Source organism: Microlunatus parietis (assembly GCF_013407955.1).
GTDB classification, from domain to species: domain Bacteria; phylum Actinomycetota; class Actinomycetes; order Propionibacteriales; family Propionibacteriaceae; genus Microlunatus; species Microlunatus parietis.
On record NZ_JACCBU010000001.1, the window covers coordinates 716,030 to 741,792 of the forward strand.

At 71.1% G+C, this 25,763-nt stretch carries 23 protein-coding genes; 7 read left to right on the forward strand and 16 right to left on the reverse strand.

From position 1 onward, the window contains the following. Positions 1-40: 40 nt before the first annotated feature. Genes BKA15_RS03415 through rimO form a run of 3 tightly spaced genes read right to left on the reverse strand, consistent with a single transcriptional unit; the run spans position 41 to position 2,579 of the window. Positions 41-538, reverse strand: a complete 498-nt coding sequence (locus tag BKA15_RS03415) for a CinA family protein (protein ID WP_312878807.1) — start codon at positions 536-538, stop codon at positions 41-43. Next, complete coding sequence (gene pgsA, locus BKA15_RS03420) at positions 535-1,119, reverse strand: CDP-diacylglycerol--glycerol-3-phosphate 3-phosphatidyltransferase (protein ID WP_179748098.1); 585 nt, start codon at positions 1,117-1,119, stop codon at positions 535-537. The genes BKA15_RS03415 and pgsA overlap by 4 nt, the downstream gene beginning before the upstream one ends. After that, complete coding sequence (gene rimO / locus BKA15_RS03425; RefSeq protein ID WP_179748101.1) at positions 1,116-2,579, reverse strand: 30S ribosomal protein S12 methylthiotransferase RimO; 1,464 nt, start codon at positions 2,577-2,579, stop codon at positions 1,116-1,118. Before rimO ends, pgsA begins: the two co-directional genes overlap by 4 nt. Before the next feature lie 136 nt (positions 2,580-2,715). Here rimO and BKA15_RS03430 point away from each other — a divergent pair, with 136 nt between their 5' ends. Together BKA15_RS03430 and BKA15_RS03435 are read left to right on the forward strand one after the other, a co-directional pair. Continuing rightward, positions 2,716-4,074: a M14 family zinc carboxypeptidase gene (locus BKA15_RS03430; protein WP_179748103.1), complete on the forward strand. Its 1,359-nt coding sequence runs from the start codon at positions 2,716-2,718 to the stop codon at positions 4,072-4,074. A 62-nt stretch (positions 4,075-4,136) separates the two neighbouring features. Next, positions 4,137-5,771 carry a hypothetical protein gene (locus tag BKA15_RS03435; protein WP_179748106.1) on the forward strand — a complete coding sequence of 545 codons (1,635 nt, stop codon included), beginning with the start codon at positions 4,137-4,139 and terminating at the stop codon, positions 5,769-5,771. Positions 5,772-5,800: 29 nt separating this feature from the next. On the opposite strand, the gene BKA15_RS03440 is transcribed toward BKA15_RS03435, so the two are convergent. Then, positions 5,801-6,544 (reverse strand): class I SAM-dependent methyltransferase, encoded by a 744-nt coding sequence (locus BKA15_RS03440; protein ID WP_179748108.1) that lies wholly within the window; start codon positions 6,542-6,544, stop codon positions 5,801-5,803. Positions 6,545-6,604: 60 nt separating this feature from the next. Continuing rightward, positions 6,605-9,193, reverse strand: coding sequence for a DNA translocase FtsK (locus BKA15_RS03445; protein ID WP_179748110.1), 2,589 nt, complete (start codon positions 9,191-9,193; stop codon positions 6,605-6,607). Between the two features lie 83 nt (positions 9,194-9,276). Here BKA15_RS03445 and BKA15_RS03450 point away from each other — a divergent pair, with 83 nt between their 5' ends. After that, entirely contained in the window at positions 9,277-10,077 is an 801-nt protein-coding gene (locus BKA15_RS03450; protein WP_179748112.1) for a helix-turn-helix domain-containing protein, read from the forward strand. Between the two features lie 246 nt (positions 10,078-10,323). Here the strand turns inward: BKA15_RS03450 and BKA15_RS03455 are convergent, their stop codons facing one another. Next, positions 10,324-11,271, reverse strand: coding sequence for a thiamine-phosphate kinase (locus BKA15_RS03455; RefSeq protein ID WP_179748114.1), 948 nt, complete (start codon positions 11,269-11,271; stop codon positions 10,324-10,326). Between the two features lie 151 nt (positions 11,272-11,422). Here BKA15_RS03455 and BKA15_RS03460 point away from each other — a divergent pair, with 151 nt between their 5' ends. Beyond that, positions 11,423-11,659 (forward strand): Lrp/AsnC family transcriptional regulator, encoded by a 237-nt coding sequence (locus tag BKA15_RS03460; RefSeq protein ID WP_218871046.1) that lies wholly within the window; start codon positions 11,423-11,425, stop codon positions 11,657-11,659. 41 nt (positions 11,660-11,700) lie between these two features. Beyond that, a complete protein-coding gene (locus BKA15_RS03465) occupies positions 11,701-12,111 on the forward strand; it encodes a DUF3515 family protein (RefSeq protein ID WP_179758210.1) in 411 nt (136 codons plus the stop codon). 6 nt (positions 12,112-12,117) lie between these two features. On the opposite strand, the gene rhmD is transcribed toward BKA15_RS03465, so the two are convergent. From rhmD to BKA15_RS03490, 5 genes are all read right to left on the reverse strand, one after another. Then, positions 12,118-13,293: an L-rhamnonate dehydratase gene (gene rhmD / locus BKA15_RS03470; protein WP_179748116.1), complete on the reverse strand. Its 1,176-nt coding sequence runs from the start codon at positions 13,291-13,293 to the stop codon at positions 12,118-12,120. Then, positions 13,290-14,327: a zinc-dependent alcohol dehydrogenase gene (locus BKA15_RS03475; RefSeq protein ID WP_179748119.1), complete on the reverse strand. Its 1,038-nt coding sequence runs from the start codon at positions 14,325-14,327 to the stop codon at positions 13,290-13,292. Before BKA15_RS03475 ends, rhmD begins: the two co-directional genes overlap by 4 nt. Beyond that, positions 14,324-15,652 carry an MFS transporter gene (locus BKA15_RS03480; protein ID WP_179748121.1) on the reverse strand — a complete coding sequence of 443 codons (1,329 nt, stop codon included), beginning with the start codon at positions 15,650-15,652 and terminating at the stop codon, positions 14,324-14,326. Before BKA15_RS03480 ends, BKA15_RS03475 begins: the two co-directional genes overlap by 4 nt. Before the next feature lie 113 nt (positions 15,653-15,765). After that, a complete protein-coding gene (locus tag BKA15_RS03485; RefSeq protein WP_179748123.1) occupies positions 15,766-16,548 on the reverse strand; it encodes an IclR family transcriptional regulator in 783 nt (260 codons plus the stop codon). A 19-nt stretch (positions 16,549-16,567) separates the two neighbouring features. Further along, on the reverse strand, positions 16,568-17,680 hold the full coding sequence (locus BKA15_RS03490) for a D-alanine--D-alanine ligase family protein (protein WP_281385379.1): 1,113 nt from the start codon (positions 17,678-17,680) through the stop codon (positions 16,568-16,570). Positions 17,681-17,796: 116 nt separating this feature from the next. On the opposite strand from BKA15_RS03490, the gene BKA15_RS03495 reads away from it, so the two are divergent. Next, positions 17,797-18,888, forward strand: coding sequence for a trans-sulfuration enzyme family protein (locus BKA15_RS03495; RefSeq protein WP_179748127.1), 1,092 nt, complete (start codon positions 17,797-17,799; stop codon positions 18,886-18,888). Between the two features lie 17 nt (positions 18,889-18,905). On the opposite strand, the gene BKA15_RS03500 is transcribed toward BKA15_RS03495, so the two are convergent. From BKA15_RS03500 to BKA15_RS03510, 3 genes are read right to left on the reverse strand one after another with little or no spacing between them, the layout of a single operon-like run. Next, on the reverse strand, positions 18,906-21,737 hold the full coding sequence (locus tag BKA15_RS03500; protein ID WP_179748129.1) for an AfsR/SARP family transcriptional regulator: 2,832 nt from the start codon (positions 21,735-21,737) through the stop codon (positions 18,906-18,908). Positions 21,738-21,754: 17 nt separating this feature from the next. Beyond that, the gene (locus BKA15_RS03505) at positions 21,755-22,753 is read right to left on the reverse strand and encodes an NAD(P)H-dependent glycerol-3-phosphate dehydrogenase (protein WP_179748131.1); all 999 of its coding nucleotides are present in this window, start codon (positions 22,751-22,753) and stop codon (positions 21,755-21,757) included. Continuing rightward, positions 22,750-23,463 carry a lysophospholipid acyltransferase family protein gene (locus tag BKA15_RS03510; RefSeq protein ID WP_179748133.1) on the reverse strand — a complete coding sequence of 238 codons (714 nt, stop codon included), beginning with the start codon at positions 23,461-23,463 and terminating at the stop codon, positions 22,750-22,752. Before BKA15_RS03510 ends, BKA15_RS03505 begins: the two co-directional genes overlap by 4 nt. A gap of 75 nt (positions 23,464-23,538) precedes the next feature. Between BKA15_RS03510 and cofC the strand changes: the two genes are divergently transcribed. Next, positions 23,539-24,207 (forward strand): 2-phospho-L-lactate guanylyltransferase, encoded by a 669-nt coding sequence (gene cofC / locus BKA15_RS03515; protein ID WP_179748135.1) that lies wholly within the window; start codon positions 23,539-23,541, stop codon positions 24,205-24,207. Positions 24,208-24,459: 252 nt separating this feature from the next. Here the strand turns inward: cofC and BKA15_RS03520 are convergent, their stop codons facing one another. Continuing rightward, entirely contained in the window at positions 24,460-25,005 is a 546-nt protein-coding gene (locus tag BKA15_RS03520) for an HU family DNA-binding protein (protein ID WP_218871047.1), read from the reverse strand. Between the two features lie 124 nt (positions 25,006-25,129). After that, positions 25,130-25,741: a 3-isopropylmalate dehydratase small subunit gene (gene leuD / locus BKA15_RS03525; protein WP_179758212.1), complete on the reverse strand. Its 612-nt coding sequence runs from the start codon at positions 25,739-25,741 to the stop codon at positions 25,130-25,132. Positions 25,742-25,763: the final 22 nt, after the last annotated feature.

Here is a 25,763-nt window from a genome sequence, read left to right on the forward strand (position 1 = left end):
TCGAGGGCACTTCGTCGGAATCGGGCCGGATCGGTGAGGATCAGGGCGAAGTGCGCTGGATTTCGGTCAGTCTGCCCAGCAGCAGATCAAGCGCACCCACGCAGGTCTGCCCGCGGATCGCAGCCCGATCCCCCGACAGCGAGAGCCGGCGCACCTCCGGCCCATCGGGCCCGGCCAGCCCGACAAACACCGTCCCGGCCGGATGGCCCTCCTGGCGGTCCGGCCCCGCCACCCCGGTCGCGGACAGGCCCCAGGTCGCGCCGCAGCGGTCCGCCGCGCCGGCAGCGAGCTCGGCCGCCGTGCTCTGGGCGACGGCGCCGTCCCGGGCCAGGGTCTCCTCGGCCACGCCGGCCAGGGTGGCCTTGAGGTCGGTCGCGTAGACGATCAGCCCGCCGCGGTACGCCAGCGAGGCGCCCGGGATGCCGGTCAGCAACGCACCGAGCAAGCCGCCGGTCAGCGACTCCGCGGTGGCCAGGGTCTCCCCCCGCTCGATCAGCCGGGCGATCACCCCAGCAGCCAGCTGCTCCGGGTCGGTCACCCGGTCCACTTCCCGGTCCGCAGCCGGCGCGCCTCCAGCACGTAGTCGATGCCGGTGATCACGGTGAGCACCAGCGCAGCGCCCATCACGGTCCAGGAGATCGGCAACGCCCAGCCGGGCAGCGGCAACAGCGCGATGATCAAGGCCGCGGCCTGGACGACGGTCTTGATCTTGCCGCCGCGGCCGGCCGCCATCACCCCGTACCGCAGCATGACGAAGCGCATGATCGTGATCCCCCACTCGCGGACCAGGATCACGATGGTCACCCACCACCAGAGCTCGCCGATGATCGACAACCCGATGAACGCCATCCCGGTCAGCGCCTTGTCGGCGATCGGGTCGGCGAGCTTGCCGAAGCTGGTGACGATCTTGTACTTACGGGCGAGATAGCCGTCGATCCAGTCGGTGCCGATGGCCAGCGCGAAGACCAGCGTCGTCGCGATCCGCCAGCCGGGCTGATCGGGATGGGCCAGCAGCATCCAGGCGAAGACCGGGACCAAGATGATCCGGAACACCGTCAGGGCGTTCGGAACGTTCCAGGGAGAAGCCTCCCGAGGTTCGACCGGCGGATCGCTGGTCACGCCGGCTCACCGGCGTCGGCGATCAGGTCGACCCCGTCGGTCCCGATCACGGTCGCGGAGACGATCATGCCGGGCCGCGCGTCGGTCAGCCCGGTGACGGTCGTCGCGCCGTCCACCTCCGGACCCTGGTGCTCGGCACGGCCGATCACCTCGCCGTCGGCGACTTCCTCGATCAGCACCCGGACCGGCTCGCCGATCCGTTCCTCGGCGCGGGCCGCGACCAGTTCGTCGGCCAGGTCGGTCAGCCGGTTGCGCCGGTCCTCGATCTCGTCCTCGCTGAGCTTGCCGTCGAAGCCGACCGCTTCCGTACCCTCTTCGTCGGAGTAGCCGAAGACGCCGATCGCGTCCAGGCCGGCCGCGATCAGGAAGTCCGACAGGACCTGGACGTCGTCCTCGGTCTCGCCCGGGAAGCCGACGATCACGTTGCTCCGGATCCCGGCCCGGGGAGCCAGCGCCCGGATCGACTCGATCAGACCCAGGAACGTCTCCGTGTGGCCGAACCGCCGCATCCGGCGCAACACCGGCGCCGACGCGTGCTGGAACGACAGGTCGAAGTACGGGACCACGCCGGGCGTCGTGGCCATGGTCTGGACCAGTGTCGGCCGGGTCTCCGCCGGCTGCAGGTACGACACCCGGACCCAGTCCAGCCCGTCCACGGCAGCCAGGTCGCCGAGCAGCCGCTCCAGCAGCCGGATGTCGCCCAGGTCCTTGCCGTACGAGGACGAGTTCTCGCTGACCAGGAACGCCTCCCGGACGCCGTTCTCGGCCAGCCAGCGCGCCTCCGCGACGATCTCGTCCGGCGTCCGCGACACGTACGCGCCGCGGAACGACGGGATCGCGCAGAACGTGCAGCGCCGGTCGCAGCCCGAGGCCAGTTTCAGCGGCGCCGACGGCGCGCCGTCCAGCCGCCGCCGGACCACCCGCGGCCCGCTGGCCGGCGCGAGACCGGTCGGCAGGTCCGGCGCGACCGGGGCATGCCCGGGAATCGCGGCGCCGCCCGCGGCGGCCTGCCGGTCCACCGGCGAGATCGGCAGCAGGGTGCGCCGGTCCCGCGGCACGTGCGCCTGGTGCTGGTTGCCGGCCAGGATCGACTGCAGCCGCTCGGCGACCGAGGCGTAGTCGTCGAAGCCGAGCACCGCGTCCGCCTCGGGCAGCGAGTCGGCCAGTTCCTTGCCGTACCGCTCCGCCATGCAGCCCACCGCGACCACGGCCTGCGCCTTGCCGTCGGTCTTCAGGTCGGCGGCGGCGAGCAGCGTGTCGACCGAGTCCTTCTTCGCCGCCTCGATGAAGCCGCAGGTGTTCACCATCACGGCGTCGGCGGCCTCGGGGTCGTCGACCAGCTGAAAGCCGCCGACCTCGAGCCGGGCCGCGAGTTCGGACGAGTCGACCTCGTTCCGGGCACAGCCGAGGGTGATCAGGTGAACCGAAGTCAGGGAATCGGAGCGGGTTTCTGCAGTCATGACCGGACCAGTATGACAGCGCCGCACGGCGGTTCCGGCATCGCCGATCCCGGGCGCCGGGGCCATTGACAGGGTCCTTCCGACGAATTTGAGTGACGTTCACCGCCGTACCACCCAACGAAGGGGAACCCGCACCATGAAACCTCGATTCGTCCTCGCGGCGGCCGCCACTGCGGCCCTGCTCACCACCGCCGTCGCCGTCTCGGCGCAGGCGGAGCCCAACCCGGGCGCCGGCGCCGACCGTCCGATCGCGCAGGCCCTCGCCGCCGCACCGGGAAGCCCGCTGCCGACACCGTTCGAGACGTCGAACGGCGCGACCTGGACCAGCCACCCGCAGAGCCTGCGCTACCTCCGCTCGCTCGACTCGGCCAGCGAACGGGTGAAGGTCGAGAACATCGGCCGCACCACCGAGGGCCGCCCGCTGCAACTGGTCTCGGTCGGCGCCCCGGCGCCGAAGCCGGTCGCCGAGGCCGCGCAGGGATCGGTCGCGTTGTTCGTCTGCTCGGTGCACGGCGACGAGCCGTCCGGCCGGGAGGCCTGCCTGCAGCTGGCCCGCGATCTCGCCCTGAGCACCGACGCGGCCGTGACCCGGTTCCTGGAACGGACCACGGTGCTGTTCATCAACGCCAACCCGGACGGCTGGGTCGCCGACACCCGCGGCAACGCCGACGGCACCGACGTGAACCGGGACTACCTGGCCGCCGCCACCCCGGAGGCGAAGGCGGTGCTCAAGGTGATCCGCGATTGGAAGCCGGACGTGCTCAACGATCTGCACGAGTACGGGCCGCGCGAGCACTATGACACCGACCTGCTCCACCTGTGGCCGCGCAACCGCAACGTCGACGCCCGCCTGCACGATCTGGCCCGGGAGATGAGCGAGGAGTACGCGTCCGCGCAGGTCACCTCGCTCGGCTACACGTCTGGCGTCTACGGCCAGTTGATCAAGGACGGCGAGCCGTACCTGCAGGTCGCCGGGGACGGCCAGGCCCGGATCCTGCGCAACTACGCCGGCCTGGCCAACGTCGTCGGCATGCTCAGCGAGACCGCGAACGCGCCGCTGGACGACGCGGAGGAGGCCGACCCCGCCCTGACCAACCGGCGCCGGGTCACGGTCAACTACAACAGCGCGCTGGGCAGCATCCAGCTGGTGCAGGAGCAGCGTGACACGTTGATCACCGAGACCGCCGCGGCCGCCGAGCGGCAGACCGAGGCCGGGGCCGACGGCTCGGGCGTGATCTACTTCGCCGGCCAGGACGACATGATCCCGACCGACGCCGACCAGGTCGAACCGCACCCGATGTGCGGCTACCGGCTCACCGGCGAGCAGTACGAGCAGCTGAAGCCGACCCTGGCCGTGCACGGCATCTCGTCGCAGGCGGCCGACGAGGGCCGGCTGGTCCCGCTGGCGCAGCCCGACCGGGGCCTGATCCCGCTGTTGCTGGACGCCCGCAGCGAGTACGGCCTCGTCGACGCGACGCCGCTGGAAACCTGCTGAAGTGACGGCCCGCGGTGGTTCGGGCTGCCGAACCACCGCGGGTGCTGCCAGGATGAGGCGGCATGACACCTGAGGTGAACGGAACAAGAACACCAAGAGTCAGTGTGATCGTGCCCGTCGTCGAGCCGGCCGATCTGGCTGGGCTGCTCGGCTCGCTGGACCGCCAATCGTTGCGGCTGGACGAGTTCGAGGTCGTCGTCGCGGTCCCGGCCTCGCTCGGACCGGACGCGATCGGGCCGACGGTGAGCGCCGGCCGCCGCCCCAATCTGCGGCTCGTCGCCGACGAGGGCGCGGCTTCGGAGGCCGAGCTCGCCGCGGCCGCGATCCGGCCGGCCACCGGCGACTGGGTGCTGGCGGTCCGGCCCGAGGACCGGCTGCTCCCCCGCTCCCTGGAACTGCTGACCGGCCGGGCGCCGGAGGCCGACCTGGTGGTCGGGCGTTCGGTGGGACTGGCCGGCGCGTTCACCGACCCGGTCGTCTTCGGCCTGCCCGCCCCGGCCGACGACCTCCGCGCCGCTGCCGTACGGGAGCCGGCCGTGCTGATCCGGCGCGGCCTCGCGGCGGCGGCTCCGGTGGCCGTTCTGCCCGGTGAGCGCGGCCCGCTGCTCGCCGCCGGGCCGGCGGTCGCCGTCCTGGCCGGCTACCCCGCCCTCGACCTTCGTGGCCGCAGGCGCTGGCAGCCCGCGCCGGTGTCCGACCCGTCGCTGCTGAGCGGTGGCGTCGCGGAACGGCTGCGCACCCTGGACGCGCGGCACCCACCGGTGAGCCTGAGCTGGGACCGGCCGACGCTGCGCTGGACCGAGGGCCGGCTGCTGATCGAGGCGACCGGCCGGTTCACCGGGCTGGCGGCGGACGACGCGGAGCCGACCGGGGTGCTCCGGGTCCGCGAACCGGCTGCCGGAACCGAGCTGATCCTGCCGGCCCGGACCCAGTGGCTCAGCGCCGGCGACGCCGAGGGCTCCCGCGGGGTCCGGCTGCAGGCCGAGCTCGATCCGCGGTCGAGCTGGGACGGCCGGCCGCTGGAGACGGCGATCCACCAGCTGTACGGCGACCTGGTGGCGGTCGGGATCCGGGCCCAGGCGCCACTCCGCGGCGGCGCGCCCAGTGGCGCGGTGCTCGACGGCCGGCCGGTCGGCGTGGTCACGATCGACGACCGACTGCATCTCGACGCCGGCTGCGTCCGGGCCAGCCTGGTCCAGCAGGCCGACGCGGGCGACGCGAGCATCACCGACTCGGCCCGGGGCACGCTGCTGCGGCTCACGCTGCCCCGGATCGTCGCCGAACCGGGTACGGACCTCGCCGGCGAGATCGGGCTGGGCGGCCTCCGGGTGCCGGCCCGGATCGTCGAGCAGGACGGCGTCGGCGTGCTCGAGGCGTACGTCTCCGGGCTCAGCGGCCGGGTCCAGCTGTCGACCCGGTTCGGCACCGCCAGGACGCCGTTGGAGCTGCTGCTCGACGTCTCGCCGATCGGCCGGATGCAGGTGATCCCGCGGCCGGCCGCCGTACCGCCGAAGGAGCCGGCGGTCGCTGCCGTGCCGCCGAAGGTCGCGAAGCCGACCACCCCGCAACCGGCCGCAGCGGCGCCGAAGCCGGCATCGCTCAATCCGGTCGGCCCGGCCGGCGCGGCTCCGGTGCTGACCGCGCCGCGCACCGCCCGGGCCGTCTACCGCCGGATCCGCCGGTTGATCAAGCCGTGACGCGGATCCTCACGCCGTGACGCGGATCTTCACGCCGTGACGAAGGCCGTGCCCAGGCGAGCCGCAGCCACCCGCTGCAGGTTCGCCTGGATCGCGGCCGGCGTCTCGGCCGACCGGGTCTCCTCGATCAACTCGGACTCGAGCAGCCGGTCCGCCGGGAACACGATCGACCGCTGGAGCACCTGGTCCGGCACTGGCTGCGGGTCGGCCCGGCGGTAGTCGGCCAGGATCTCGTCGTAGTGATCGGCCAGCGTGGTGTCGGACGGGTCGAGCCCGAACACCAGCAGCAGGCCGGTCGGCCGCGTGTCGACGCCGACGACGGTCAGGCCGGGCCGATACCGCGCCAGCACGTCGATGATCCAGAACACGTCGCCGGTCCAGGCGTCGGTGTGCCGGACCCGGGCCGCCTCGTCGACCGTACGCGGGAACATGTCGTCGATGATGATCACGCCGTGCGGGCTCGAGGTCCGCTCGGCGTTGATCAAGTCGCGCAGCGCGAACTCGAACAGGTGCAGGCCGTCGATGAAGGACAGCTCGAACGGCTGCCCTCCCGTTGCCTGCAACGGATCCGGGCGGTTGAAGTACTCGTCGCTGGTGGTCCGGAACACGGCGACGTCGTTGTCCAACGGGGCCGTGATCGCGAAGGCGGGATCGATCCCGACCGCCCGGCACTCGGCCAGCCGGAGGCTCTTGCCGCTGGCGACACCGATCTCCAGATAGGCGCCCGGACGGTGCCGACGATGGACCTCGGTCAGGAAGTCGATGTAATACATCCGCCGCAGCCTACTGAGCCGAGCCCCGGCCCGCACGCCACCGCGCGGGCCGAGCGGGGATCAGGAGGACCGGAGATTCTCCATCACGGCTTCGAGATCGTCCGGCTTGACCAGCACCTCGCGCGGCTTCGACCCCTCCGAGGGACCGACGACGCCGCGGGTCTCCAGGATGTCCATCAGCCGGCCGGCCTTGGCGAACCCGACCCGGAGCTTGCGTTGCAGCATCGAGGTTGAGCCGAGTTGCAGGTTGACCACCAGCTCGACCGCCTGTAGCACCAGTTCAAGATCATCTCCGATGTCCTCGGCGACCTTGGTGCTGCTCTCCGGCTTCTCGGTGACATCCTCGCGATAGATCGGCTTCAGCTGATCGGTGACGTGCTTGACCACCGAGCGCACCTCGGTCTCGCTGACCCAGGAGCCCTGGATCCGGATCGCCTTGCTCGAGCCCATCGGCAGGAACAGCGCGTCGCCCTGCCCGACCAGCTTCTCCGCGCCCGGCTGGTCCATGATCACCCGCGAGTCGGTCATCGACGACGTCGCCAGCGCGAGTCGGCTCGGCACGTTGGCCTTGATCAAACCGGTGACCACGTCGGTGCTCGGCCGCTGCGTGGCCAGCACCAGGTGGATGCCGGCGGCCCGGGCCAGCTGGGTGATCCGGACGATCGAGTCCTCGACGTCGCGCGGCGCGACCATCATCAGGTCGGCGAGCTCGTCGACGATCACCAGCAGATAGGGGTACGCGGTCAGGACCCGCTCCGACCCCTCCGGCGGGGTGACGGAACCGGCCCGTACCGCCTTGTTGAAGTCGTCCACGTGCCGGAAGCCGAACGCGGCCAGGTCGTCGTAGCGCAGGTCCATCTCGCGGACCACCCACTGCAGCGCCTCGGCCGCCTTCTTCGCGTTGGTGATGATCGGCGTGACCAGATGCGGAATGCCTTCGTACGCGGTCAATTCGACCCGCTTCGGATCGACCAGCATCATCCGCACCTCGTCCGGCGTGGCCCGCATCATGATCGACGTGATGATCGAATTGATGAAGCTGGACTTGCCGGAGCCGGTCGCGCCGGCGACCAGCAGGTGCGGCATCTTGGCCAGGTTGGCCGTCACGAACCCGCCCTCGACGTCCTTGCCCAGCGCGACCGTCATCGGATGTTGATCATTGCGGGCCACGTTGGACCGCAGCACGTCGCCGAGGGAGACGACTTCCTTGTCCGTGTTGGGAATCTCGATGCCGATCGCGGACTTGCCCGGGATCGGCGACAGGATCCGGACCTCGTTGCTGGCCACGGCGTAGGAGATGTTCTTGGACAGCGCGGTGACCTTCTCCACCTTCACCGCCGGGCCCAGCTCGACCTCGTACCGCGTGACGGTCGGGCCCCGGGTGTAGCCGGTCACCTTGGCGTCGATCTCGAACTGCTGCAGGACGCCGGTCAGCCGGTGCACCACCGAATCGGACGCCTCGGTGCGCGCCTTGTGCACGCTGCCCTGCTTGAGCACCTCGGAGTCCGGGAGCAGATACTGCACATCGCCGGACAGCTGCAGCTGTTCGACCCGCTGCGGGATCGGCGTGTGCAGCGGCGGTTCGAGTTCCTGATCTTCGCCGTGCACCGTCACGCCGGGCGGCAGGCCGGCCGTCACCGGCTTGCCCGGCTTGCGGTCGCCCGGTTCGTCGACGATCACCGTCGGCTCCTCGGCGTCGAACTCGTCCGGTTCCGGCTCCGCGGTGATGTCGCGGCCGGTGGTCAGCTCGCCGGCCGGTGCCTGATCGGCCTCGATGGTCAGCACGGACTCGTACGGCTTCTCGGTGCCGTACACCTCGGTATCGTCAAGATCATCATCGTCGCCGGGCCGCTGCATGAACTCGCGCAGCGACCGGATCCGGTCCGGCAACTGGTGCAGCGGAATCCCGATCACCACGATCAGGCCGAACAACAGCAGCAGCACCAGCAGCGGCACCGCCACCCACACGGTGAGCAGGTCGGCCAGCAGGGTCGAGGAGATGTAGCCGAGGATGCCGCCCGCCTCGCGCAGCAGCTCCGGCTTGTCGGTCCGCGGCAGGCCCTTGGCGACGTTGATCAAGCCGAGCAGGCCGAGCAGGATCGCCGACCAGCCGATCATCTGGCGACCGGCCGGTCCGTTGCGGTCCGGGCGGCGCAGGGTGCGCCAGGCCATCAGGCCGAACAGCAGCGGAGCGGCGTACGAGAGCGTACCGATCACACTGGTGACGCCGACCTTGATCACCGGGCCGACCGGCGCCGGCAGGCCGAACCAGAACTGAGCCGCCAAGATCACCGCGACGCCGACCAGGAACAGGCCGACGCCGTCCCGGCGGAGCTCGGGGTCGAGTTCCTTGGCGTCGTTGCCGATCCGGCGCAGGCCGTTGCCCAGCGCACCGGCGATGCCGAGCCAGAGCGTGGCGAGACCGCCGCCGATCACCTGGGGCAGTGAACGCCGCTGGGGCTGTCGGTTCCGAGCCGAGCCTCGTCCGGAACGAGGCCGGCCGGAAGCCTTTCCGGGCACGTTCCTCATTCTCGTCGACTGGCTCTTGCTCGCCGACTGTTTCTTGCTTCCGCTCGACCGCGAGTTCGAACCGGAGCGGGAACCGCCGGAGGCTCGAGACCGCGACGGGGAAGACGCGCGGGTCGCCATGGTCGCGAGCCTACGCGATCGGGACCTCCGCGAGGCCCGGTACACGCCGCCCGGTGTCAGTGCTTGGGTTTACTGTTCGAATCATGACCTGGTACGTGCCGCGCGCCGTGGCGCCCGATCTCGCCGATCGGCTGGTCTGTTCCTGGACCGCCGAGATCGAGGGCACCCACCGGCTGGTGCCGGACGGCTGCATCGACGTGATGTGGCTGGAGGGCGCCGGCGTGCTGCTCTGCGGGCCGGACACCAGTGCCTGGACGTTCTCGCTGCCGCCGGGCAGGAAGTCGGTCGGGATCCGGTTCCGGCCGGGCCTGGTCGCGGACCTGTTCCGGACGCCGCTGAACGAGCTCCGGAACCGGCGCGCCGGGCTGGCCGACCTCGCCGGCGAACGGCTCGGCCGGACCGTGACCGCGCGCCTGGACGAGGCGCCCGACCCGACGGCCCGGGTGGCGGTGCTGGAGGACCTCGCCCGCGAACTGCGCCGGCGGACCGACGACACCGACCCGTGGGCCGGCCGGATCGGCATGGCCCTGGCCGGCCGCAACTGGCGGATCAGCGACCTGGCCGCCGAGACCGCGATCACCGAACGGCAGCTGGAGCGCCGCAGCCAGCGCTACTTCGGCTACGGTCCGGCCACCCTGCGCTCGATCCTGCGGCTGCAGCGCTTCATGCGACTGGCCCGGAGCCGTCCGTACGCGCAGCTCGCCGAGCTCGCCGCCGAGACCGGCTACGCCGACCAGGCCCACCTGTCCCGCGAGTGCCGCACGATCTCCGGCCAGACGCCGACCCAACTCCTGGCCGGCCAGGCCCCCGACTGGCACGGCGGCCTCCCCCTCTTCCTCGGCACACCCCGCGATCCCAGCCACCGCCCCCTCCGAACCCGCTGACCTCAGGTCGGCTGCTCAGATCCGACGCAGCCTCCCGGCAGACAGCCGCGACCATTGCTCGCCTCCGCGACCGTTGCACCAGTCGCGGCTGCGACGAACGGTCGCGGACACGCAGGAAAGGCGCCGACCTCCGCCGCGTGGACGACTTCGGCCCCGGGCGCGCCGCCTCCGCACCGACACGTCACTTCTGCAGCGACACGCCGCCAAAAGCGCTGCTTTTGTGACCGGTCGGCGGGGTTTACGGGGTCAGAAGTGCTTCCAGCCGCGGTCTTCGTCGGGCCAGGGTTCGCCGTCGACGAGGACGGCCGGGTCGCCGGCTCGTACGGTGCCGACGACGAGCCAGCCGTCCGGGACCGCGTCCGGAGCGGGGAAGGTGGCGGCCAGGGCGTGGTCCTCGCCGCCGGTGAGGACGAGGCGGAGCGGGTCGGTGCCGGTCGCGGCGGCGACGGCCTGCAGCGGTTCCGGGATCTCGAAGGCGCCGGCGGTCACGTCGATCGTCACGCCGGAGGCTCGGGCCAGGTGGCCGAGGTCGGCCAGCAGGCCGTCGGAGACGTCGATCATGGCGGTGGCTCCGGCTTCGGCGGCCTCGGCCCCGGCCCCGTACGGAACCTCGGGTGCCCGCTGGGCCTCGACCACGACCCGCGGCGACCGGAACCCGCGGCCGAGGACGACCAGCCCGGCGGCGGCCCAGCCCAGCCTGCCGCGCACCGCAACCACGTCACCGACCCGGCAACCGTTCCGGCGCACCGGCGCCCGCCCGTCGGTGACGCCGAGCGCGGTGACGGAGACGACCAGTTCGCCCGCCCCGGTGATGTCGCCGCCGGCCAGCGCGACCCCGGCGGCGGCGCATTCGGCGCGGACGCCGGCGGCGAACTCGCGCGCCCAGGCGACCGTGGTGTCCGGTGGCGCGGACAGGGCCAGCGTCACGGCGACCGCCCGGCCGCCCATCGCCTCGATGTCGGCGACGTTGACCGCGATCGCCTTCCGGCCGAGATCGGCCCCGGTCGACCAGGCCCGGCGGAAGTGCACGTTCTCGACCAGGACGTCGGTCGTCACCAGGACCGGTGATTCCAGCGTCACCCCGGCGGCGTCGTCACCGGGGCCGATCACCACCGCCGGTGTCTCCGGCAGGTCGGCGGTGATCAACTCGATCAGCCCGAACTCGCCCAACTCCCCGATCGTCGGCTCGCTCATGCGTTTCCCTTCCTTGCCCTCATCGTCGATCCGTCTTCCGACACCACCGGTCGCGGGCCCAACCGCCAACGCTGTACCGTGGCGGCATCCGGCGGCGCTGCTACCTAGATCGCGGCCGGTCTGGAGCAGAGTGACGAAGGAGACCGACGCGATGGTGGTACAGGCATACATCTTGGTGCAGACCAATGTCGGGAAGGCCGCCGAGGTCGCCGCCAAGATCGGCACGATCCCGGGGGTGACGTTGGCCGAGGACGTGACCGGACCGTACGACGTGATCGTCCGGGCCGAGGCGGCCAACGTCGACGAGCTCGGCCAACTCGTGGTGGCGAAGGTGCAGACCGTCGAGGGGATCACGCGCACCGTCACCTGCCCGGTGGTGCACATCTGAAGCCCGTACGACTGCGCCGCCTCGGCCTGGGAGCGGCGCTCCTGCTCGCGGCGGGATGTACGCAGACGGTCGCCCTCGACGAGCCGACCCCGACGGGACCCGCAGCCGCGGCCTGTGCTGCCGTGATGTCCGCGCTGCCGGAGCGGGTGCTCGGCCAGCCCCGGCGCGACGTCACGCCGGGTCGTTACGCCGCCGCCTGGGGTTCCCCGACCATCACGCTCCGCTGTGGCGTCGAGCGGCCGGCCGCCATGGCCGGCGCGGTCACCTGCTTCACGGCCAACGGCGTCGACTGGTTCCCCGAGGAGGCCGACGGCGGCGCGATCTTCACCGCGATCGGCCGGGACGCGATGATCGAGGTTCGGGTGCCCGGGCGCTATCAGCCCCCGGGCGACGCCTTGATCGACCTGGCTCCCGTGATCACCGAGCACGACCCGGACCGCGGCGGTTGTTGATCATGATCAGTGCGTGTACGGACGCTCCCGCGGCACCTCGGGATTGAGCTCGACGCCGAAGCCCGGCGTTTCCGGGACCCGCAGCCGCCCGTTCACCGGCACCGGCTCGTTGAGCAGCAGTGGTGTGAACATCGGCACCACCTCCTCGGCGGTCTCGTGCATCATCAGGAACTCGGCGAACGGGCTGTTCGTCCGGGTCACCACGAAGTGGTACGAATACACCGACGAACCGTGCGGCACGACCATGGTGCCGTGCGCATCGGCCAGCGCCGAGATCTTGATCAACTCCGTGATGCCGCCGCACCAGTTGACGTCCGGCTGGATGATGTCGACGCCGGTCTCCAGCAGCTGCCGGAAGCCCCACCGGGTCGCCTCGTGCTCACCGCTGGTGATCAACATCCCGGCCGGCGCCTGCCGCTTCAACTGTGCGTAACCCCAGTAGTCGTCCGGGATCAGCGCCTCCTCCATCCACTTGAGCTTGTGCTCGGCGGCGGCGTGGGCGAGCCGGGTGGCGTACTCGACGTCGAGCGACATCCAGCAGTCCCACATCAGCCAGAAGTCGTCGCCGACCCGGGACCGCATGTCGGCCAGCGCGGCCAGGTTGTCGACGAAGCCCTGCTGCCCCTCCGCCGGCGCGTGGTGCAACGGCATCTTGCCGCCGATGAAGCCGAGCTGCTGGGCGATGTCGGGCCGGGCGCCGGTCGCGTAGAACTGAAGCTCGTCGCGCACCGGTCCGCCGATCAGCGCATACACGGGTTCGCCGCGGAGCCGGCCCAGCAGGTCGTAGAGGGCAAGATCAACACCGGAGATCGTGTTCAGCACGACGCCGCGGCGACCGTAGTAGAGCGTCGAGCGGTACAGCTGGTCCCAGATCCGTTCCAGGTCGGTGACCGGCCGCCCCTCCAGGAACCGGGCCAGGTGCTTCTCGACGATCCAGGCGCCGATCTCGCCGCCCGTGGTGACCGCGAACCCGACGGTGCCGTCGCTCGCCTCGATCTCCACCACCAGCGTGCCCAGCACGTTCAGCCCGAACGACTGCCGCGACTGCCGGTACTCCGGGTAGACCGACATCGGCGTCGCGATGTGATCATCGATCCAGTGGTAGCCGGATTGATCATGGTAGTCCGCACCCTTGCCGCGGACCGTGGTCGCGCGCACCTCGCGGATCGTCGGCTGCGTCATCGTTGTTCCTCTCCCTGATCGAGGCGGACCAAGACCTTTCCCGGTACGTCAGCGTGCCCGGCCAACTCGACGAAGGCGCCCGGCCCCTCCTCCAGCGGCACCACCCGCGAGATCAACTCGCCCGCCTGGGCCGGGGCCTGCCCGATCCAGGCGGCGGCGTCGGCGAAGTCCTGCGCCGTGTACGTGAAGCTGCCGACCAGCGCCCGCTCCCCCGTGCTCACCAGGTAGGCGTCCAGCCCCAGCTTCGGCGCCCCCATCCCGACCAGGCACACGGTGCCGCCGAGCCGGGTCGCCTCGAGCGCGAGCCGGACCGTCGCCTCGACGCCGACCGCGTCGATCGCCACATCGGCCGGCCCGCCCAGTGCCTCGGTGACCGCCGCCGCGTCGGCCGCGGCCGCATCCAGGGCCGAGGCCCCGAGCCGCTCGACCAGCGCCCGGCGCGACGGCGCCAGCTCGGTCACCGCGACCCGCTCCACGCCCGCCATCTGCAGCGCCAGCACCACCGACTGACCGATCGGCCCGCCGCCGACGACCAGCACCCGGTCCCCCGGCGCCGCTCCGGCCCGGCGCACCGCGTGCACGGCCACCGCGAGCGGCTCGACCAGGGCGCCCAGCTCGATCGGCATCGACGCCGGCAGCGGCACCACGTTGCGGGCCGGCACGATGATCAACTGGGCGAACGCCGCCACGATCTCCCGGGCCACCCCGATCACCTGCTTGCCCGGCGACAACTGCTCCCGGCCCGCGAACGCTTCAAGATCAGCTTCCGGCACCACGACCGGATTGAACGTGGCCGGCGACCCGACGGCCAGACCGTCGACGCCCGCACCGACCGCGTCGATGATCGCGACCGCCTCGTGTCCCATCACCTGACCGGGATGCCGCCGCCCGTTCTCACCGGTGAACCCGTGCAGGTCCGACCCGCAGATCCCGGTCGCGACGATCCGCAGCCGTACCTCGCCCGGGCCCGGCTCCGGATCGGGCAGGTCGACCACCTCGAGCCGCCCGATCTCCTCCAGTCGCAGTGCTTTCACGAGTGCTCCTCCACGTTCTCTCGGCGTTCCGCGATCGTACGGACTCCCGCGGAAACGACATGACTGACCGCGATCAGCACGGCACCGACGGCCGCGATGATCGCCAACGTGATCGACCCGCCCTTGGGTCCCCAGGCCCCGTCGGCCCAGTTCTTGACGATCGGCGCCAGGAAGCCGCCCAGGCTGCCGACCGAGTTGATCAAGGCGATGCCCGACGCCGCGGCGGCGCCGACAAGGAACGAGGTCGGCAGGGTCCAGAACACCGGCTGGACCGCGATGAACCCGGCCGCGCCGACGGCCAGCGACAGCAGCACCAGGACCGGCTGGGCGAGCACCACGGACAGCAGGATTCCCAACGCTGCAAGGCCGAGCGCCACGGCCGCCACCACCCGGCGATGCCCGGTCCGGTCGGCGATCCGGGTCGCCACGACGACGCCGACGATCGCCAGCGTCCACACCGCGCCGGTGAGCAGACCGACCTGCAGGCCGACCTCCTGGCCGACCACGCCGGCCACCTGCGTCGGCAGGTAGAACGTGACGCCGTACACGGCCATCTGAATGGTCAGATAGATGGCACTGAAATAGAGCACCCCCGGATTCGCCAACGCCCGCAGCGCGCCGCGCGGAGAATGATCTTGCTTCGCGTCGTCCTCGGAGTCCATCGCCGCGAGCAGCGTCGCCCGCTCGGCCTCGGACAGCCAGCGGGCGTCCTTCGGCCCGTTCGGCAGATAGCTGATCACGACGATGCCGACGACGACCGTGAGCAGACCGGTGATCAAGAACATCAACTGCCAGCCGTGCAACCCGCCGAGGCCGTCCAGATCGAGCAGCAGGCCGGACAGCGGCCCGCCGAAGATGAACGCCAGCGGCGCCCCGAAGTAGAACAGGCCGTTCACCCGGGCCCGGTGCTCGACCGGGATCCACTGGGTCAGGTAGTAGATCACGCCCGGGAAGAAGCCGGCCTCGGTGATGCCGAGCAGCACGCGCAACAGATAGAAGGTCGGCTCGTTGGTCGCGAACATCATCAGCGCCGACACGATGCCCCAGCTGATCATGATCCGGGCCAGCCAGGCCTTGGCACCGACCCGGCGCATCAGCAGGTTGCTCGGCACCTCGAGCACCGCGTAGCCGAGGAAGAAGATCCCGGCGCCGAGGGCGTACGCGGCATTGGAGAGGCCCGTGTCGGCCTGGAACGCGGCCTTGGCGAAGCCGAGGTTGGACCGGTCCAGGAAGGCCAGGATGTACATCAGCAGCAGGATCGGGATGAGCCGTGCTGTCACCTTGCGGATGACGGGCGCGAGGTTCGCCGTCGACGTCGTGGTCATAGGAATCTCCGTCGATCTCCAGAGCTGTTCACGGATGTGAATCTGGGTTCATCAATGTGAAATCGGCAGATGGTGCCACAACCGCGGGCGCCATGCAACGGTCCCTGAGCAGATCAGGGCGACAGCGAGCCGGTCAGTCCGAGTTGCTCCCGGATCGCCTGCGCGGCGTCGCGGAGCGGCGGATAGAGGCCGTGCGGCCAGGAGCCGTCGGTACGGGCCGTCGGCATGGTGAGGCTCATCGCCGAGGCGATCCCGGTCTCCCGCTCGGTCGTCAGCGGTACGGCGACGCACCGGCAGCCGGCCACGAACTCCTCGTCGTCGGTCGCGAAACCCACCTCGCGGGCCCGCCCGACGGCCGCCAGGATCTCGTCGACATCGGTCAGCGTCCGGGGAGTCAGCTGCGGCAGCACGACGGATTCCAGCCGGGCCCGGGCGTCGGCCTCGTCGAGCACGCTGAGCAGCGCCTTGCCGATCCCGGTCGCGTGCGCGTGCAGCCGCATCCCGACCGAGGACGCCATCCGCATCGGGTTCGGCGACAGGCTGATCCCGATGTAGACGTTCTCGACGCCGTCCAGCCGGGCCAGCTGGACCGTCTCACCGGTCGCGCCGACCAGGGCGTCCATCAACGGCTTCGCCTTCTCCAGCAGCAGCCGGTGACCGTCGTACCGCTGCCCGATCTGCCAGGCGTGCAGGCCGAGCCGGTAGCGCCGCGGCTCCGCCGACACGTCCAGCCAGCCGGCGTCGACCAGGGTGCCGAGCAGCCCGTGCGCGCTGGACCGCGGCAGCTGTAGTGCCTCGGCGATCTCGGCGAAGCTCGCCGAGCCGAGGGCGGCGACCAGGTCGATCGCCGCCAGCGCGCGGTCGGCCGACTTCACCGGCCCCCGAGGCTGCGTCACGCCGAGCCGTGCCAGCGGTTCAGCGGAGGCCGAGCGGGCGCTCCAGGCCGAGCCGGATCAGCCGGTCGACCAGCTCCGGATAGCTGACGCCGCTGGCGGCCCACATCCGCGGGAACATCGAGTGCTCGGTGAAGCCGGGCATCGTGTTGATCTCGTTCACGACGACCCGGCCCTCCGGTGTGACGAACACGTCCACCCGGGCCAGCCCCTCGCAGCCGATCGCCTCGAACGTCTCGATCGCCAGCCGCTGGATCTCCTCCGCGATCGCCGGCTCGATGTCGGCCGGCACGTCCAGGTCGACCTGCTCCTCGGGCAGGTACTTCGCCTCGAAGTCGTAGAAGCCGGACTCGTTGTGCATCCGGATCTCGGCGATCTTGCTGGCCCGCGGCGTGCCGCCGTCGACCTCGGCCAGCACGCCGCACTCGAGCTCCCGGGCCCCGACGAACGCCTGCTCGACGATCACCTTGGGGTCGAACTCGTGGGCCTGCTCGATCGCGGCCTCCAGCTTGCTCGGGTCGTCGACCTTGCTGATGCCGAGGCTGGAGCCGCCGCGGGCGGGCTTCACATACAGCGGGTACGTCAGCGGCGCGACCGCCTCCAGGGCGGCGACCCGGTCGGTCCGCCACTGGTGCGGCGTGACGACCGCGTACGGCCCGACCGGGATCGCCGAGCCGGCCAGCACCAGCTTCATGTAGTGCTTGTCCATGCCGACCGCGCTGGCCAGCACGCCGGCGCCGACGTAGCGGGTGCCCATCATCTCGAACAGGCCCTGGATCGTGCCGTCCTCGCCGAACGGCCCGTGCAGCAGGGAGAACGCGACGTCGACCGGCCCGACCTTGGCCAGCGCGCTGCTCTCGTCGCGGACCGCCAACTCGCTGCCGGTGGTGCCGCGGACCAGCACCGCGTCGGCGGTGGACTCGGTCAGCTCCGGCAGCCGGTGATCGCTGACCTGGAGCGCCAGCACCGCGTCCGGCTCCATCACCAGCCAGCGGCCGGTCTTGGTGATGCCGACACCGATCACGTCGTACGCGTCCCGGTCGATCGCGCCCAGCACGCCCGCCGCCGTCAGGCAGGACACGTTGTGCTCGCTGCTGACGCCGCCGAAGACGACCGCAACCCGGGGTCGGGTCAGGACATCGCTCATCAGGTACTCCCTAGGCCGTTGACGCAGCCGACCCTACCCAAGTCGGTCCCGGTCGAGTCCACCCCGCGCCCCGGCCTCGGGCGTGTCCTTCCTAGTCTGTCGCCATGACCGAGAGCCAGCCACGCCTGCGCCCCGAGACCGTCGCCGTCACCGCCGGGCGCCCGCAGCGGGTTCCGGACGCTCCGTTGAATCCGCCGCTGATCCCGGCCGCGACGTACGTCGGCAGCCCGCGCACCGACGGCCCGGAAATCGGGTACGGGCGCTACGGCAACCCGGGCTGGCAGGCGCTGGAGCAGGCGATCGGGGAGCTGGAAGGTGGCCGCTGCCTGACCTTCGCCTCCGGGATGGCCGCGGCCGCCGCGATCCTGGACCTGTTCGGGCCCGGCACCGTCGTGGTGCGGCCGGCGCACTGCTACCTCGGCGTCGCCGCGGCGATGGAGCAGCGGGCGCTGCGCCACGGGTGGACGGTCCGGGAGGCCGATCTGACCGACACCGAGGCGTTCCTGGCCGCGGCGCGCAGCGCGGACCTGATCTGGCTCGAGTCGCCGACGAATCCGATGATGGAGGTCGCCGACCTGGCCGCGATCGCGGCCGGCCGGGACCCGCGCACCGTCCTGGTGGTCGACAACACGTTCGCCTCGCCGCTGCTGCAGCAGCCGCTGCGGGACGGTGCCGACCTGGTGCTGCACTCGGCGACCAAGATCATCTCCGGGCACTCGGACGCGCTGCTCGGCGCGGTCGTGGTGCGGGACCGCGACGACCATGATCATTTCGAGCGGCTGGAGGTGTCCCGCAAGCTCGGTGGTGCGATCCCGGGCACGTTGGAGACGTACCTGGTCCTGCGCGGGCTGCGGACGCTCCCGCTCCGGCAGGCGGCGGCCCAGGCGTCGGCGATGATCTTGGCGGAGCGGTTGGTCTCCCAGCCCGCGGTACGGAAGGTGCGCTACCCCGGTTTCGGCAGCCTGCTGTCGATCGAACTGGTCGACGCCGAGACGGCGGACCGGTTCGTGGCGGCGCTGCGACTCTGGGTGTTCGCGACCAGCCTCGGCGGCGTGGAGTCGATGCTGGAGCGCCGCCGCCGTTGGGCGGGCGAGCTGCCGACCGTACCGGAGGGCTTGATCAGGATGTCCGTCGGCGTCGAGCACGTCGAGGATCTCTGGGCCGATCTTGATCATGCCCTGCGCGGGCTGGGTTGATCGGGCGGATGGGCTGATCAGGACGCGCGGCTCCGGTCGCGCAGCCGACGCAGCGTCGCGGCACTGACCATTCGCCGCCGGATCTGATCGGCGCGGTCCGGTGCCGTCTCCTGATAGATCGCCAGCGCCTGGCGCAGGGCGTGCAGCGCGTCGGCCGAGCGGTCGGCCTCCTCGTAGAAGCCGGCCAGCCGGACCCAGGAATCGCCGGCGGCGCGGTGGAAGCCCGCGCTGTGGTACAGCTCGATGGCCCGGCTGAAGGTCGTCACCGCCAGGTCGAGGTCCCCCGTCGTCGCGTACGCCGCCGCGAGCGTGTCCACCAGATCACCGAGGCCGGCGTCGTCCCCTTCGCCCGAATAGGTCTCGACCGCCTCCAGGCAGTGCTGCAGCGCGGCCGCGCCGTTGCCGCGGGACAACTCGGATTCACCGACCGCGTTCAGCGCGAAGGCCACGCCGCGGGTGTACCCGGCCTTCCGGAACCAGTGCAGCGCCTCCCGGTTGTACGGCAGTTCGTCGGCCTTGTTGCCCGTCTTGGTGGAACGAACGTGACCGGCGGCGATCAGGACGACGCCCCGTTCCCGGGGCCGGTCCAGCGCGGCCGCAAGTTCTCCCGCGATCTCGGCCTCCCGCAGCGCGTCGTCCAGTCTGCCGAGATCGGCGTAGTTGTACATCAGGTAACTGCGCGCACCGAGTTCGGCCGTCGGATCGCCCATCCGCTGCGCCGCGGTCAGGGCCGCCCGGCTGAACGCGAGGTCGGGCAGCGGCGGCTGGATCGTGGCCAGATAGGTACGGATGGCCCAGACCAGGGCGTAGACCGCCAGGTCGGCCCCGAGCTCGATCCCGCGCCGCACGACCGCGGTCAGCACGGTGTGCTCGACCCGGCACCAGCGCAGCAGGTCGTTGTGGTCGAGCTCCTCCGGCGTGACGTCCGGCTCCGGCGGTGGCAGCTCGATCGGCGGCCGGGACGGCTCGTCCAGGGCCACCGATCGGGCGGCCGTGCGCAGATAATGATCAAGAACCCGCAGTTCGGCCTGCCGCCGTTCCGTCGCCCCGTCGACCCGGTCGGCCAGCTCCGCGGCATAGCGGCGCAGCAGGTCGTGCAACTGGTAGCGGCCGGGCTCGTACTCGGTGATCAGGCTGGCCGCGACGAGCCGGTCCAGCAGCCGGGCAACCTCGGCCGGCGGGCGCCCGGCCAGACTGGCCACCGCCCCACTCCCGATCTCGGGTCCCGGATGAACCCCGAGCAGTCGCAACAGGCGCGCCGCCTCGGCATCCAGCGTCGCGTACGACCACGAGAAGACCTGGCGCAGATCGCCGACCGCGGTGCCGGCATCGAGGGCGTCCAGCCCGCGCCGCGGATCGAACAGCGACTCGACCGCGCCGGCCAGGGACAACTGCGGCCGGCCGGACACCCGGGCCGCCGCGATCGCCAGCGCCAGCGGCAACCGGCCGCAGATCTCGATGATCTTGGCCGCGCTCTGCCGGTCGGCCGCGACCCGATCGGCACCGATCCGGCCGGCCAGCAGGTCCTCGCACTCCGCGTCCTCGAGCAACGTCAGCGGCAGCGTCCAGGCGCCCTCGGTCGCGATCAGGCCGGCGAGTTGATCACGGCTGGTGATCACCACGCAGCAGCCCGGGCCGGACGGCAGCAGCGGCCGGACCTGCTCGGCGTCCCGGGCGTTGTCCAGGATGATCAGCAGTTTCCGGTCGGCGGTGATCGTCCGGAACAGCGCAAGTTGATCATCGACGTCGGCCGGCAGGTCACCGTCCGGCACGCCCAGCCCGACCAGGTAGCCGCGGGCCACGTCGCCGACCGTCCGGACCTGACCGGACGGGTCGAATCCCTGCAGATTGACGTAGAGCTGACCGCCGGGGTAGTCGCCGGCGATCAGGTGCGCCCAGTGCACGGCAAGCGTCGTCTTGCCCATCCCGGCCGGCCCGGTGATCACCGCCAGCAAGGGCTCCGTGGCCCGCGGCCGCCCGGACAGCCTGGTCAGTTCCGCCAGCAGCGCGGCGCGGCCGACGAACCGGCCGACTCCGGCCGGCACCTGCCGGGGCACGGCGACCGGTCGCCGATCGACGGCCCGGTCCGGCCGGTCGGCCCGCAGGTCCTCGGCGCCGGCCAGGATCTTCCGGTGCAGCTCCTGGAGCGCCGGCGACGGGTCGATGCCGAGCTCGTCGGCCAGCAGCCGGCGCAGCTCCCCGTACCGCTCCAGCGCGACGGTCTGCCGGCCGGCCCGGTAGAGCGCCAGCAGCTCCAGCTCCCAAAGCCTTTCCCGCAAGGGATTCCGGGAGATCAAGGTGGCCGCCTCCCGGCCGACCTCCTCGTGGTGACCGAGCACAAGTTCCGCACTGAGCCACCACTCGGCGACGTCGAGCCGCGCCTCGTCCACCGACCGGGCCCGGTCCCGCACCGAGGGCAGATCGACGCCGGAGAAGGAATCTCCGCGCCACAGCTCCAGCGCCGCCCGCAGCTGTGTCGTGGCGCCCTGGTGGTCGCCCCGGTCCAGGGCCGCGCGACCGCCCTCGGCGAGTGCCTCGAACCGCTGCAGGTCGACGACCCCGGGCTCCAGTTCGAGCTGGTAGTTCCGGGCGTCCCGGCGCAGCCGTACCGCATCGGAGGCGATCGCCTTGCGGATCCGGTAGACGCAGGAGTGCAGGGCCGCGGTCGCCGCCGCCGGCTCGCTGTCCGGCCAGAGCTGTTCGATCAGGAAGTCCTGGCTGGCGGCGAACCCGGGCGCGGTGAGCAGGGTCGCCAGCAGCGCCTGCTGCTTGCCGACGAGCGACTCGACGCGCCGGCCGTCCCGCCAGAGCTCGACCTCACCCAGCACCCGGATCTGCACCGTGATCATGATTCTGCCCGCACGGACTAGTACCGCTCCGGTTTGGCCGATCGCGACATCAGCGCGGGAATCATCTCCTTGGCCGTGATCGTGCCGGCGATCACCGCGGCGACCTGGTCGACGATCGGCATCTCCACGCCGGAACGCCGGGCCAGGTCCTGAATCGACGCACAGGACTTGACGCCCTCGGCCACCTGCCGGGTCTCGCCGGAGATCTCCGCGACTGTCCGGCCCCAGCCGAGTTCCTCGCCGAAGGTACGGTTCCGGGACAGCGGCGAGGAGCAGGTCGCCACAAGATCACCGAGGCCGGCCAGTCCGGAGAACGTGTACGGGTCCGCGCCCAGGGCCACGCCGAGGCGGGCCGTCTCGGCCAGCCCGCGCGTGATCACCGACGCCGTCGCGTTAGCGCCGAAGCCCAGCCCGGCGGCCATCCCGACCGCCAGCGCGATCACGTTCTTGGTCGCGCCGGCCAGCTCGCAGCCGACCACGTCGTGGTTGGTGTAGGCGCGGAACCTGCTGGTGTGGCAGAGCTCCTGCAGCCGGATCGCGGTCTCCGGCGAGGTGCTCGCGACGACGCTCGCGGACGGCTGCCGTTCGGCGATCTCCCGGGCCAGGTTGGGGCCGGTGACAACGCCGATCCGGTCGGCACCGATCCCGCCGACCTCACTGATCACCTGGCTCATCCGGTAGCCGGTGCCGAGCTCGATACCCTTGGCCAGGCTGATCACCACGGCATCGGCCGGGATCCGCCAGCCCGCCATCGTGGCCCGCAACGACTGCGCGGGCACGGCGAGCACGACGTACTCGGCGTCCGCCATGGCCCGGTCCGGATCATGATCGGCGCGCAACGTGTCCGGCAGGTCGATCGTCGGGAAGTAGTCCGGGTTGCAGTGCTGGCTGTTGATCTTGGCGGCCAGCTCCGGGCGCCGGGCCCACAGGGTGACCTGCTGGCCGGCGTCGGAGAGCACCAGGGCGAACGCGGTTCCCCAGGAACCGGAGCCCATCACTGTCACCCGGGCGGTCATCGATCCTCGTTCCGGAGCGTCGAGACCAGCGCCGTGATCGACTCCATCATCCGGTCCGTCGCCTGCCGCAGCAGATCCGCGGTGAGAGGCCGGTCCCGAAGATCATCCAGCGGTACCGGATCCCCGGTGATCAACCGCAGCGTCTTCCGCGGCAGCAGTCGCGGCAGGTGGATCCGCTTGCCGTACATGATCTCCTGCGCGCCCCACTGCCCGATCGGGATCACCGGGCAACCGGTGGCGAGCGCGACCCGGGCAGCGCCGGTCTTGCCGGCCATCGGCCAGAGGTCGGGGTCCACGGTGATCGTTCCTTCCGGGTAGATGATCACGGACCGGCCGGATCGTACCGCGTCGATCGCGCGATCGAGCGCGTGTCCGGCCTGTTGCGTGCCGCGCTGCACGGGAATCTGGCCACATCGGGTGATCAACGCGCCGAACACCGGGACCCGGAACAGCGACTCCTTGGCCAGGAAGCGCGGCCAGCGGCCGGCATAGGCCACGAACTGACCGAGCGCCAGCGGATCGACGTTGGAGATGTGATTGGCGACGATCACCAGGCCGCCGGTGGGCGGCATCTTGTCGGCGCCACGCCAGTCCCGCCGGGTCAGCCGCCCGAAGGTCGCGTTCAACAGCCACACCGTACGCCGCAGCGCCGGCTCGCCGGGCTCGGCGACCCGGGCCACGATGTCCGGCAGGCGACGGGGATGCTCCACCAGTCACACCTTAGGGCGTGTGGTCGGACACGGGCTCAGGCATGCCGCTGGGACGACGGTGGCACCATGGCTGCCATGGAAGCACCTTCGGCGACGCTCCGCCCCGCGCCCGTCCTCGGCGCGGTGGTGGCGATCAAGCCTCTGGGCCTGGCGAAATCGCGGCTGACGACCCTGCCCGGTCCGCTCCGCCGCGACCTGGTCTGGGCCATGCTGCTGGACACGGTACGGGTCCTGTCCGGCGCCGCCCGGACCGTGATCGTCACCGCCGAACCGGACCTGCAGGCGCGGCTCGTTGATCACGGCCTGTCGGTCGACCTGGTCGCGGAGACGGAGCCGGGCGGGCTCAACCAGGCACTGCGCGCCGGTGAGGAATTCCTGCACCGGCAGGGAATCCGGAGGCTGTTCGCCTGTGTCGCGGACCTGCCGGCGCTGCGTCCGGAGACACTCCGCGCGGTGATCGACACCGCTGCCCGGCAGCCGCGCAGCTTCCTCCCCGACGCGGACGAGATCGGCACCACCATGCTGTTCGCCGACGGCGTGCCGCTCGACCCCCGGTTCGGTCCGGGCTCGGCGGCGGCGCACCGAGCCAGCGGCGCCGTCGCCCTGACCGATCCGCTGATCGGCCGCCCGGTACCGGACGCCCGGCTCGACGTCGACACCGAGGATGATCTTGCCGAGATCGCCGGCCTCGGCCTCGGCCCGGCCTCCCGCGCCGCCGTCAGCGCCTGGTCCCGCATCGCCTGACCCCCGTCCGCGACCCCCTGTGCCGACCCCACATCGCTGCCCGTCGGTTTTTCACGTTACGTGAAAAACTGGCGCTTCCCGCGAGTTACTTCTCAGGTAAAGCGACAGGAAAGTTGGTGAGGTGGGTCGGATGGGGCACGGGTGATCATCGGGTCGCGCCGTTGATCCGTGCCGCGGAACACCTTGCGGACATGAAAATCCGGGCCGACCAGTTGCAGTCGGCCCGGATTTCGATCTTCAGTGGTGCGTGGCTCAGCGCTTCGCGGTCTTCTTCGCCGCTGCCTTCTTCGCCGGAGCCTTCTTCGCCGGTGCGGCCTTCTTGGCCGGCGCCTTCACCGCTGCCTTCTTGGTCGCCGCCGTCTTGGCCGGTGCGGCCTTGGCGACGCGCTTCGCCGGAGCCGCCGTCTTCTTCGCGGCGGTCGCGGTGGCCGTCGTCTTCGCGGCGGCCTTCTTGGCGGTGGTCTTCGGCACCTTCTTGGCACCGGAGACGAACGCCTTCAGATCCGAGCCGGCACGGAACCGCGGGACCGCGGTGGCCTTGGCGCGCTTGCGCTCGCCGGTCCGCGGGTTGCGAACCATCCGAGCCGACCGGTGCACCTTTTCGAAGACGCCGAACCCGGTGATCGAAACCTTCTCGCCAGACGCCGTCTGGTACGTGATGGTCTGCACCACCGCGTTCAACGCCCGGGCCGCCTCAGCCTTGTTGCCCTCGTAATGAGTCGACAACGCCTCAATCAACTCAGCCTTGTTCACAGCTTCCCTTCTTACGAACACTTTCCAAGCCTTGTTGTAGGCCAATGGGCAGCCGTACCGTACGTCTGCAGGAATAACGCTAGGGAAGTCCACGCGTCCTGACAAACACCAACGCGGAGAAAACGCCGTGTCGCAAGAGAATCGGGCCGTTCGGCACCCTTTCCGGAGCTCAGCCGGCCGACTCGACCTTGGCGGGTAGTGTGGCCGGCTTGAACGACGGGCGCTTGCTCTCGTACCCGTCGATCAACTCCTCGTGCCGCAGGGTGAGGCCGATGTCGTCCAGCCCCTCCATCAGCCGCCAGCGCGTGTAGTCGTCGATCTCGAACGTGGTCTCGAAGCCGTCGCCCGTGATCTTGCGCTCGGCCAGGTCGACGGTGAGCTCACGGCTCGGGTCGGCCTCGACGTACTCCCACAGCTCCTCGATGATCTTCTGGTCGACCACCGCGATCAAGAGTCCGGCCTTGCCCGAGTTGCCGCGGAAGATGTCGCCGAACCGGGAGCCGATCACGACCTTGAAACCGTAGTTCTGCAACGCCCACACGGCATGCTCGCGAGACGACCCGGTGCCGAAGTCCGGTCCGGGGATCAGGATCGTCGCGCCGGCGTGCTCCGGCCGGTTGAGGACGAAGTCGGGATCGGCCCGCCAGGCCGCGAAGAGCCCGTCCTCGAAGCCGGTCTTGGTGACCCGCTTCAGGTAGACGGCCGGGATGATCTGGTCGGTGTCGACGTTGCTGCGACGCAGCGGCAGCGCGGTACCGGTATGACTGCTGAACTTTTCCATGATCACGCGATTCCTTTGACGA

Coding starts and splice junctions, on each gene's coding strand:
- BKA15_RS03445 (WP_179748110.1), bottom strand. CDS start 9,193: ATGGCGACCCGCGCGTCTTCCCCGTCGCGGTCTCGAGCCTCCGGCGGT.
- BKA15_RS03500 (WP_179748129.1), bottom strand. CDS start 21,737: ATGATCACGGTGCAGATCCGGGTGCTGGGTGAGGTCGAGCTCTGGCGG.
- cofC (WP_179748135.1), top strand. CDS start 23,539: ATGGAAGCACCTTCGGCGACGCTCCGCCCCGCGCCCGTCCTCGGCGCG.
- BKA15_RS03455 (WP_179748114.1), bottom strand. CDS start 11,271: ATGAGCGAGCCGACGATCGGGGAGTTGGGCGAGTTCGGGCTGATCGAG.
- BKA15_RS03505 (WP_179748131.1), bottom strand. CDS start 22,753: ATGACCGCCCGGGTGACAGTGATGGGCTCCGGTTCCTGGGGAACCGCG.
- rimO (WP_179748101.1), bottom strand. CDS start 2,579: ATGACTGCAGAAACCCGCTCCGATTCCCTGACTTCGGTTCACCTGATC.
- BKA15_RS03450 (WP_179748112.1), top strand. CDS start 9,277: ATGACCTGGTACGTGCCGCGCGCCGTGGCGCCCGATCTCGCCGATCGG.
- BKA15_RS03480 (WP_179748121.1), bottom strand. CDS start 15,652: ATGACCACGACGTCGACGGCGAACCTCGCGCCCGTCATCCGCAAGGTG.
- BKA15_RS03430 (WP_179748103.1), top strand. CDS start 2,716: ATGAAACCTCGATTCGTCCTCGCGGCGGCCGCCACTGCGGCCCTGCTC.
- BKA15_RS03495 (WP_179748127.1), top strand. CDS start 17,797: ATGACCGAGAGCCAGCCACGCCTGCGCCCCGAGACCGTCGCCGTCACC.
- rhmD (WP_179748116.1), bottom strand. CDS start 13,293: ATGACGCAGCCGACGATCCGCGAGGTGCGCGCGACCACGGTCCGCGGC.
- BKA15_RS03435 (WP_179748106.1), top strand. CDS start 4,137: ATGACACCTGAGGTGAACGGAACAAGAACACCAAGAGTCAGTGTGATC.
- BKA15_RS03460 (WP_218871046.1), top strand. CDS start 11,423: ATGGTGGTACAGGCATACATCTTGGTGCAGACCAATGTCGGGAAGGCC.
- leuD (WP_179758212.1), bottom strand. CDS start 25,741: ATGGAAAAGTTCAGCAGTCATACCGGTACCGCGCTGCCGCTGCGTCGC.
- BKA15_RS03440 (WP_179748108.1), bottom strand. CDS start 6,544: ATGTATTACATCGACTTCCTGACCGAGGTCCATCGTCGGCACCGTCCG.